General features: G+C 70.8%; 8 protein-coding genes and 2 pseudogenes. 8 read left to right on the top strand and 2 right to left on the bottom strand.

From position 1 onward, the window contains the following. The 7 genes and pseudogenes from ACF08W_RS34820 to ACF08W_RS34790 all read left to right on the top strand — a co-directional run. Positions 1-1,526, top strand: a 1,526-nt coding sequence (locus ACF08W_RS34820; RefSeq protein ID WP_392281746.1) for a condensation domain-containing protein, incomplete at its 5' end; no start/stop codon positions are given. 24 nt (positions 1,527-1,550) lie between these two features. Beyond that, positions 1,551-2,531, top strand: a complete 981-nt coding sequence (locus ACF08W_RS34815) for a TauD/TfdA family dioxygenase (protein ID WP_352281178.1) — start codon at positions 1,551-1,553, stop codon at positions 2,529-2,531. Then, on the top strand, positions 2,531-3,796 hold the full coding sequence (locus ACF08W_RS34810) for an MFS transporter (protein WP_392281745.1): 1,266 nt from the start codon (positions 2,531-2,533) through the stop codon (positions 3,794-3,796). Before ACF08W_RS34815 ends, ACF08W_RS34810 begins: the two co-directional genes overlap by 1 nt. Before the next feature lie 73 nt (positions 3,797-3,869). Continuing rightward, entirely contained in the window at positions 3,870-5,048 is a 1,179-nt protein-coding gene (locus ACF08W_RS34805) for a cytochrome P450 (protein WP_392281744.1), read from the top strand. A 357-nt stretch (positions 5,049-5,405) separates the two neighbouring features. After that, the gene (locus tag ACF08W_RS34800; protein WP_392281743.1) at positions 5,406-5,924 is read left to right on the top strand and encodes a winged helix-turn-helix domain-containing protein; all 519 of its coding nucleotides are present in this window, start codon (positions 5,406-5,408) and stop codon (positions 5,922-5,924) included. An 18-nt stretch (positions 5,925-5,942) separates the two neighbouring features. Beyond that, positions 5,943-6,681, top strand: a pseudogene (locus ACF08W_RS34795) (thioesterase II family protein). A gap of 86 nt (positions 6,682-6,767) precedes the next feature. Continuing rightward, positions 6,768-8,102, top strand: a complete 1,335-nt coding sequence (locus tag ACF08W_RS34790) for an erythromycin esterase family protein (protein WP_392281742.1) — start codon at positions 6,768-6,770, stop codon at positions 8,100-8,102. Positions 8,103-8,154: 52 nt separating this feature from the next. Here ACF08W_RS34790 and ACF08W_RS34785 read toward each other — a convergent pair whose 3' ends face one another. Both ACF08W_RS34785 and ACF08W_RS34780 read right to left on the bottom strand, forming a co-directional pair. Beyond that, entirely contained in the window at positions 8,155-8,505 is a 351-nt protein-coding gene (locus ACF08W_RS34785; protein ID WP_392281747.1) for a Zn-ribbon domain-containing OB-fold protein, read from the bottom strand. A gap of 167 nt (positions 8,506-8,672) precedes the next feature. Further along, entirely contained in the window at positions 8,673-9,353 is a 681-nt protein-coding gene (locus ACF08W_RS34780) for a TetR family transcriptional regulator (RefSeq protein WP_392281741.1), read from the bottom strand. Between the two features lie 144 nt (positions 9,354-9,497). Here ACF08W_RS34780 and ACF08W_RS34775 point away from each other — a divergent pair. Further along, positions 9,498-9,578 (top strand): annotated as a pseudogene (locus ACF08W_RS34775) (electron transfer flavoprotein subunit beta); the annotation flags it as partial.

The following is a 9,578-nucleotide window of genomic DNA, read 5'->3' as shown; positions in this document are numbered from 1 at the left end:
ACATCCTCACCACCAACCACATCGGCATCCACGACAACTTCTTCGACCTCGGCGGCGACTCCATCCTCTCCATCCAAATCGTCTCCCACGCCCGGCGAGCAGGTCTCCAACTGACCTCGAAGCTGATGTTCACCCATCAGACGATCGCCGAACTGGCCCCGATGGTCCGGCAGGCCGAGCCGGCTACGGACGACAGCGACGCGACGGGCCCGGTGGCCGGCGGTGTCGACCTGACGCCGATCCAGCGGTGGTTCTTCGACGGGCACACCACGGCCCCCGACCGGTACGCGATGTCCGTCCACGTCGTCCTGGCGCCGGACACCGACCCCGGAGTGCTGGCGCGGGCGCTGACGGCGACCGTCGACCACCACGACGCCCTGCGCATGCGGTACGCGGACGACGGTGCGGGGAACTGGACGCAGGAGTACGGCGACCGCCCCGGCGGGATGCTCACCGTGCGGGACATCCCGGCCGACGGCACACAGGCCGCGCTGCACGACGCGGCCGACGAGGCCCAGCGCGCCCTGGACCTGCGCGGTGGAGCCCTGGTGAAGGGCGTCTTCCTGCGCATGCCGGGCGCGGACACTCCGCCGCGGCTGTTCCTCGCCGTCCACCACCTGGTGATGGACGCGGTCTCCTGGCGCATCGTCCTGGAGGACCTCGCCACCGCGTACACCCAGCTCGCCGCGGGGCACCCCGTCGACCTGGGTACCAGGACCAGCAGCTACCAGCAGTGGGCGCGGCGGCTCACCGACCACGTCCGCTCCGGCGCGCTCGACCATGAGACCGGCTACTGGCGGAAGGCGTCGGCGGGCGCGGTGGACCTTCCCTCCGACGGGCCGGCGCGGAGCACGTACGGGGACGTCGCCGTCGAGTCCGTCGTGCTGGACCGGGCCACCACGGACGCGCTGCTGCACCGGGCGCCGGCCTCGTTCCGCACCCGGATCAACGACGTGCTGCTGGCGGCCCTCGGACGGGTTCTGAACCAGTGGGCGGGCGGGCCGGTCGCGGTCGCGCTGGAGGGCCACGGCCGTGAGGAGCTCTTCGACGATGTCGACCTCTCCCGGACGGTCGGCTGGTTCACCACCATCTACCCCGTCACGCTCAAGGTGCCGGAGGGCCCCTGGGGCGAGGCCCTGAAGGCCGTCAAGAAGACCCTGCGCAAGGTGCCCGGCCGCGGTATCGGTTACGGCGCCCTGCGTTACCTGCGGGAGCCGGACCACCCGGACCGTGCCGCGCTCGCGGCTGCCCCGCGCCCTGGGATCAGCTTCAACTACCTGGGGCAGTGGGACGACGCCGACGGTGGCGGCGGACTCGTCCGGGACCGGCTGGACGGCCTCGGCGCCGACCAGGCGCCCGGGGAGGCCCGTCCCCACCTGATCGACGTCGTGGCCGCCGTCAGCGACGGCCGGCTGCGGATCGAGTGGATGCACGCCCCCTCGGCCCATTCCCCCTCCACCGTCCGCCGGCTGGCGGACGACTTCGCCACCGCCCTGCGGCAGATCGCCGCAGCGGCCGGAAACTGACTGCCCTACCGGAAGGCTGCTGTTGTGGCTCGCTATGTTCTGAGTGACGCCGAGAAGGTCGAACTCGCCCGAATTTCCGATGAGTTCCTCGCCACGCACCCGGTCTGGGCACCGCTGGAATACGTGGACGACATCCGCGAGGAGGCCGAGCGGCTGCCCGTGGGGGTGCGCCGGTTCCTGGTGCGCGCGCGAGCCGCCGAGGATGCCATCGTCGTCGTGTCCAACCTCCCCGTCGACGAGGATCTCGTCCCCACCCCGTCGAGCTGGCAGGTAGCGGAGAAGGAGGGTGCGGCGATCCGCGAGGAGCTGGTGCTGCTGCTGGTCGGCTCCGTGCTGGGCGACGCCTTCGGGTGGAACAACCAGCAGAACGGCCGGCTGGTCCATGACGTCTGCCCGTCCAAGGGACTGGAGAACTCCCTGACCAGCGCGAGCAGCCAGCAGCAGCTGACGCTGCACACCGAGGACGTGTTCCACGCCTGCCGGGGCGACTACGTGGCCCTGATGTGCCTGCGCAACCCCGACGCCGTGGGCACGACGGTGTCGCTGGTCGGATCGGTGGAGTTCGAGGAGCCGCTGCGGGAGGTGCTGCACCAGGACCGCTTCCGGTTCTTCCCCGACGACTCCCACCAGACGGCTCCGCTGCCCGCCACCGGGACCCGGCCGGCCCTGGAGGAGCGCCCGCACGAGGTGGCCTCCGTGCTCTTCGGCCCCCAGGACTCCCCGTACCTGCGGATCGACGCCGACTTCACCAGCCCGGTGCCCGGCGACAGCGAGGCCGAGCTGGTCATGGAGCGAGCCGCCGAACTGCTGGCGGACGCCGCCGAGCGGGTGGTGCTCGGTCCCGGTGAGGCCGTCTTCGTCGACAACTACCAGGCCATCCACGGCCGGGACACCTTCACGCCGCGGTACGACGGAACCGACCGCTGGCTCAAGCGCACCAGCCTGGTGCGGGACATCCGGCGCACGTACGTGCGGTCGAAGTCGCGTTCCCGGCTGCTCGGCTGATGCCGGGCAGGACCGCGGAGAAGGGTCCGAAGGGCGGCTTCACGCTGCTGTGGATGAGCTCGGCGTTCGCCGAGTTCGCCTACAGCACCTCCCTGATCGTGCTGCCGCTGATCGTGCTCGCGCTCACCGGCTCGCCCTCGCAGGCCGGGATCATCGGGTTCGTGGACGCGACGGCGATGCTGCTGGCGGGGCTGCCCGCCGGAGCCGTCGCCGACCGGTACGACCGCAGGACCGTGATGCTGTGGTGCCAGGCCGCCCTGGTCGCCGTCTTCGGCTCCCTGGCCCTGCTGCTGTGGGCGAACGCCGTCTCGATGCCGGCGTTGATCGGGATCGCCCTGGTCAACGGCGCGGCCACCGCTCTGACGATGGCGGCGGGCGACGCCATGATCCCGAGCCTGGTGGCCCCCGAGCGGCTCTCCGACGCGGTGGCGATGAACGCGGCGCGGACGTACGGGGGCCAGCTCGCCGGTACCTCCGCGGGCGGATTCCTGCTGGCGGTGAAAAGCGCCTTCCCGTTCGCCGTGGGGTGTCTCGCGCACCTGGCCGGTCTGGTGCTGCTGCTGTTCCTGAAGCGGCAGCCGCCGGTCCGCCCCGCCGACGACCGGTCCGGTGCGGGCGGGCGGGGACTCCTGGAAGGGGTCCGCTGGATCGCGCGCCATCCGTTCCTGCGCGTAGGGCTGGCCTGCGCGACGGCGACCAACTTCTTCTTCGGCGTCATCTATTTCATCGTGATCGCGTCGGCACGGATCAGCGGGATGAGCACCGGTCTCATCGGGCTCATGGCCGCGCTGCTGGGAGTGGGCGGCCTGCTCGGCGCCCTGGCGGCACCGCTCCTCCAGCGGCTGCTGGGCGGGGCCCTGCCGGTCTACGTCGTCCTGTGGGCGTTCGTGGTGCTCACCGTCGGGATCGCCGTGCTGCCCGGCAGTTGGACGCCGGGGGTGCTGCTCGGCGCGGTGGCCTTCGTGGCGCCCACCGCGAACGCCTTCTTCACCACGCAGCAGTTGGCATTCACCCCGGACAGCCATCGGGGCCGGGTGGTCGGCGCCGCCGCCGTCGCGAGTGGGGGCGGCGGCGCGGTGGCTCCGCTCGCGGGCGGCATCGTGCTGGATCTGACGGGCCGCTCCGCCGGGCTGCTGGGCTGCGCGTGCGTGATGGCCGTCGTCGCCCTGCTGACCACGCTCAGCCCCGCCCTGCGCGACGTACCGGAACCCGTGGCGGACGCGTCGCCGGAGCCGGCACCGGCGCCGGCACCGGACACGGTGTGACCCCGCGGTGCCGGTACCGGTGCCGGTGCCGCTCACTCCTCCCCCTCCGACAGACAGATGGAGACCGCTCGGCATGACTATTGATCTGGCCAGTCCCGACCTTTACACCACCGAAGCCCGTTTCGGCATGTGGGAGGAGTACATCCGGTCGGACGCGAAGATCTGGAGCGAACCCGGAAATTCCCCGTCCGGTTTCTGGTCCGTCTTCTCCCACCGCGACGTCTCCGCCGTCCTCTCCCCCAAAGCGCCTTTCACCTCCGAGTACGGCATGATGATCGGATTCGACGCCGACCATGCCGACCATTCCGGCGGCCGCATGCTGGTGGTCAGCGAAGGGGACTGGCATTCCGTTCTGAAGCGGCTCATCGGACCGTTTCTCTCGCGCCTGCGCGCCCCCGAACTGCATTCCGTTCTCCAGCAGGAAGTACGCGAGATCGTCGAACGGCTCCGCTCGGAGGAAACCACCGATATCGCACTCACCGTGGGCCCGCGGCTCCCCGCCGCGATCGTGTGCGAAGTGATCGGTGTACCGCTCAGCGAGCGCGAGCACCTGATCCAGCTCACCAACCACGCCTTCGGCGGGGAGGAGAGCAGCTTCGACAAGATGACCCCCGCCGAGGCGCACACCGAGATCCTCTTCTACTTCCACGAACTGATCGAGCGCCGCCAGAAGGAGCCCGGCACCGACCTGGTCAGCGCGCTGCTGGCGGACGGCCGGCTCAGCACCGAGGACGTGCTGATCAACTGCGACAACGTACTGATCGGCGGGAACGAGACCACCCGGCACTCGATCACCGGCGCCTTCCACGCCTTCCAGTCGTTCCCCGGCGCCCTCGACGCGCTGCGCGCCGATCCGGAGCTGGCGGACCGGGCGGTCGAGGAGGTGGTCCGCTGGACCTCCCCCGCGGCACACGTGCTGCGGGTGGCCACCGAGGACTGCGAGATCGGCGGCCGGCAGATCCGCGCGGGCCAGGCGGTGGTGGCCTGGCTGGCGGCGGCCAATCGCGACGAGCGGCTCTTCGCCGACCCGCACCGCTTCGTGCCGGACCGCACCCCCAACCGCCACCTGGGATTCGGCACCGGCCCGCACCACTGCCTGGGCGCGGCGCTGGCCCGGCTCGAACTGAAGGAGCTGCTGACCCAATTGACGGCCGAGGCACGGTCGGTCGAACCGGCTGGCGAGGTGCGCTGGATTCGATCGAATCTGGTTCAGGGCTACAGAAGTCTCAACGTTTCCATGAAATGGCGCTGACACTCCGCACATCGATATAGCGTCGATACAGTCTCGGATTGACCAAACGGGGAGCGGTTCGCCATGTTGGACATATGCCTCGGCCTGGAGGATTTGGCCCGTATCCGCATCATCGGAACGCTGGGATCGGCCTTCGAAACACATCTGGCCTGGGGGCAGTTGGCGAAAGAGCAGCGCGGCACCCTTTCTGAATGGCGCCGCACCGCGCGGAGCAGATTACGACGGGCCGGAATCAAACTGCCGAAGACGCGCTCCACCTCTCTGGTGGAAACGCTGACCTCGCCGATTCCACCTGAAACGGACGCGTTCCACCGGGTGGCGGTGGAGCCGTTCTGGGACGGAATTCATCGGTTACTGATGGCTGAACGGGAAGCCTGCGGACGGGAGATGCTGGACGGGGGTGTCGAGCAGATCCTCAACAACCGTCACAGCGCCATACGGTGGGAAGCCCCCCTGCTCCGCGTCGACACCGCCCAGCCGCCCCGGCGCACCAACCTGGCCGGCCAGGGCATGGCACTCGCCCCCTCCCTCTTCGCCCCGCACCCGATCCTGATCGACGACAGCATGGGCTGGCGGGGCACACCGGTCCTGGTCTACAACGTCGTCCCCGAGGCGGAGCCGGCAGCCGCGCTGTGGCAGGGCCAGGAAGGCGAATCGGCCCTGCCCGCGCTGCTCGGCCGGACCCGGGCGGACGTCCTGGGGGCGCTGCGGGAGACCGGCTCCACGGGCCAGGTCGCCGACCGGCTCCGCATCTCCAGCCCGTCCGCCAGCAAGCACCTCACGATCCTCCGCCGCGCCGGGTTCGTGACGACGGAGCGCCGCCAGAACCTGGCGGTCCACAGCCTCACCCCGCTGGGCGAGGCCCTTCTCGGCTGAAGAAACGGAACTCTCCGCATGCCCACCTCCTCCCTCACCCGCCACACCACTCCCACCGCGCCCACCCATCGCCTGGTCTGCTTTCCCCACGCGGGCGGCGCGGCCAGTTTCTACCGCGGCTGGCGCCAGTACGCCCCGCCGGGCACCGAGCTGCTCGCCGTGCAGTACCCGGGACGCGAGAACCGCATGCGCGACCCGTTGGCCACGACGATGGGGGAGCTGGTGCCGGCGCTCGTCGACGAGCTGCTGGCCCTCCCCCCGCTGCCCACCGTGTTCTTCGGCCACAGCATGGGCGCCGCCGTCGCACACGAGACGCTGCTGCGCATCGAGCAAACGGGTGCCACCCACGTCACTCGTCTGTGTGTTTCCGGACGCGCCCCGCAGCGCTCCCCCCCGCACCCTCGCCCGCACGGACGAGGAGGTCCTGGCGGCTGTCCTGGCGCTCGGCGGCACCCAGACCGCGGTCTTCGAGGACCCGGATCTGCGCGCGCTGCTCCTCCCCGTCATCGCCAACGACTACCGCCTGATCGACCGCTACCACCTCGCCGCCGGCACACCCCCGCTGCGCGCGGCCGTCCACGCCCTCATCGGCTCCGACGACCCCCAGGTCACCCCTGGGGAGGCCGAGGAGTGGCGCACCGCGACATCGGGCCCCTTCACCCTCACGGTCCTCGAAGGCGACCACTTCTATCTCGTCCCGGAGGCCGGGCGGGTCGCGCGAACCGCCCTGGAGCCGGAACCGCACCTACCGGTTTAGCGGTACGAGGATGGTCCGGAGAGCGGCTGGCCCATGCGGGGGTGTGCCGGATTCTCTGATGCGCGCCAGAACCGCACGCTTGCCCCATGGCTCGGAACCGACTTCTGATCATCCTCACCCTCCTCCTCTGCGCCGCGGGCCTCATCGCGACCACGCTCCCGCCACCCGAGGATCGGGCCCGCCTTGCGGCGGCCCACCACGCCCACGCGCTGCGCACCACCGACCCCACCGGCGGCCTCGACGACCTGCGCCCGCTCGGGCGGATCGTGGGCGACGCGAAGGTGGTGGGCCTCGGCGAGGCGACGCACAGTTCGCACGAGTTCTTCACCATGAAGCACCGCGTGCTGCGCTACCTGGTGGAGGAGAAGGGCTTCCGCGCCTTCGCCCTGGAGACGTCCTGGAGCACCGGCCTGCGGCTGGACGCGTACGTACGCACCGGCAAGGGCGACCCTCGGCGCATCATGCGGGAGGAGTTCCAGGACACGTACGCCTGGTGGAACACGCGCGAATACCTCTCCCTCGTCGAGTGGATCCGGAAGTGGAACACCCACCACCCGAAGGACCCGGTGCGCTTCCTGGGCGACGACTTCGCCTACGCGGGCCCGGAGCTCTACGACCGCGTCCTGCGCTACGCCGCCCTTCACCAGCCCCGCCTGCTCCCCCGCCTCACCGCGCTCTACCGCGGCCTGCGTCCCACCACCTCGTCCGGCACGTACATGAAGAACTACTTGACCCGCCCCCTTGCCGAACGCCGTGCCCTCGCCTCCCGCACGTCCTCGGCGCTCTCCCTCCTCACCCGCAACGCGCCGTCGTCCGCCCCGGCCGGCCAGGCCCGCGCGTGGGCCCTCCAGCACGCCAGGGCCATCGACCAGACCGCCCGCGGCTACGCCTTCGACTTCGACGACCCCACGGACCTGCGGGCGTCCATGGGCTACCGCGACCGCCTCATGGCCGACAACGTCGCCTGGTGGCACGGGACGACCGGAGAGAAGATCCTCGTCTCCGCCCACAACAGCCACCTCGCCTACCGCTCCTCCGACCCCCGCTACCCCCGCATGCAGGGCGCCTTCCTCCGCGACGAGCTGGGTACGTCCTACCTCAGCATCGCCATGACCTTCGGCACCGGCTCCTTCAACGCCTCGGCCCCCGACGGCGCCACCACCGTCTACACCCTCGGCGCCCCGGCCCGGAACGCCACCGAACACTTCCTGAACACGATCGCCGCCACCGACTACTACCTGGACCTCCGCACGCTCCCCTCCCCCGCCCGCACCTGGCTCTCCACCCCCCGCCCGACCCACAACATCGGCACGTCCTACCCGGAGCCCACGCAGCGGGTCGCCCTGGCGCGCTCCCATGACGTGGTGGTGCATCTGCGGCGGGTGACACGGGCACTGCTGCTGGCCACGCCCGGCGGGTAGGCCCCGCCCGCCGGTGGTTCAGCGCGGGATGCCGGGTCCGACGGGCGTCCCGTCAGAGCCAGTCCTCGCGGGGCGGGTCGCAGAGTTCGAAGACCACTTCGCCGGTGTCCGGTCCCTCGACGGCGACGGGGCGCACCCGGGCGCCGACCGTCACCCGGTGCGGGGCCGCGCCCACGACGCGGCAGCGGAAGACGAAGCCCTCCGGCAGCCGGACGAGGGACTCGTTGCGGGCGGCCTCCGTGTAGCGGTGGACGACGCCGGACCGCACGACGACGCCCTGTCCGTCGCTGTGCTCGGGCTTCAGGTCGCTCGACGCGCACACCGGGCAGAGCAGTTTCCGGAAGGAGGCCGTGCCGCACCATCGGCACCGGTGGTAGTTCAGGCCGGCTTCCTCCCGCACCATCCCCGCGGTGCCCTTCACGGTGCCATTCGACGACTGGGACACGGTCGACCCCCTGCGCTCGGCTCGGACGCGCCGTACGTGCGCGTCGACGCGTCCGCACCATAGGGCACTGAGTGCCGAAACGTAAAGACACTCAGTGCCAGAACATGGCTTCCGGGGGCTCGCTCCTACCCGATGGCCGCCTCGATCTGCTGCACCACGCGCCACATCGGGGCCCCCTTCGCGGCGACCATCACCACCACCTCGCCGTCACCCGCCGGCCCGACGACACCCCCGGCCGGCGCACTCGTACCGGCCCCGCTTCCCCACACCCGGCGCACCATGCCCAGGGCGTGGTCGACGGCGGCCTCCGCGTCCCCCTCGCCACCCGAACGCAGCCAGGTCCGCAGCCCGTTGTTGTGCGCGGCCACCACGGAAGCGGCGACGACCTCGGCGCGCAGCGCCCCGTCCTCCGCGTCGCCGTACCGGTCGCGCAGATAGCCGGCGAGCGTCTGCTCGTACCGCCGTACCACGGACAGTTCGTAGGTGCGCAGACCCGGCACCTCCCGGGTGAGGCGGTAACGCTGTACGGAGAACTCGGGGTTGGCCGCGTACATGCGCAGCACCAGCCGGGCCGCGTCGCTCACCGCGTCCACCGGGTCGGCGTCCCCGGCGTCGGCCAGGAACTCGGTCATGTCGGCCAGGCACCGCTCGTGGTCCGGGAAGACCGCGTCCTCCTTGGAGGGGAAGTAGCGGAAGAACGACCGGCGGCCGACCCCCGCCCGCGCCACGATGTCGTCCACGGTGGTCCGCTCGAAGCCGCGCTCCAGGAAGAGCTGGAAGGCCGCCTCGGCGAGCACCTCCCGCATCGGGGCCTTCTTGGCAGGTCTGCGCGCTTCAGTCATGCCGGGAACGTAACACCGGAAGGCCCGTTCTGGCACCAGGTTCCTTTACAGAGGGTACTGAGTGCCATATCGTCGTCCGTACAAACCGCACCAGGTAGGAGAGCCGGCGTGAGCTTGAGGATCGTTGTCTGTGTGAAGTATGTGCCGGATGCGACGGGTGACCGGCGTTTCGCTGATGATCTGACGGTG

This window comes from Streptomyces sp. NPDC015144 (genome assembly GCF_043079735.1).
Classification (GTDB): Bacteria; Actinomycetota; Actinomycetes; order Streptomycetales; family Streptomycetaceae; genus Streptomyces.
Note: the sequence above shows the minus strand (reverse complement) of the source record. Positions and strands in the feature narration are given on the sequence as shown.

Excerpts from the sequence above, each read along its gene's own strand:
- ACF08W_RS34810 (WP_392281745.1), top strand. The coding sequence starts at position 2,531 with ATGCCGGGCAGGACCGCGGAGAAGGGTCCGAAGGGCGGCTTCACGCTG.
- ACF08W_RS34805 (WP_392281744.1), top strand. The coding sequence starts at position 3,870 with ATGACTATTGATCTGGCCAGTCCCGACCTTTACACCACCGAAGCCCGT.
- ACF08W_RS34800 (WP_392281743.1), top strand. The coding sequence starts at position 5,406 with ATGGCTGAACGGGAAGCCTGCGGACGGGAGATGCTGGACGGGGGTGTC.
- ACF08W_RS34790 (WP_392281742.1), top strand. The coding sequence starts at position 6,768 with ATGGCTCGGAACCGACTTCTGATCATCCTCACCCTCCTCCTCTGCGCC.
- ACF08W_RS34785 (WP_392281747.1), bottom strand. The coding sequence starts at position 8,505 with ATGGTGCGGGAGGAAGCCGGCCTGAACTACCACCGGTGCCGATGGTGC.
- ACF08W_RS34780 (WP_392281741.1), bottom strand. The coding sequence starts at position 9,353 with ATGCGGGAGGTGCTCGCCGAGGCGGCCTTCCAGCTCTTCCTGGAGCGC.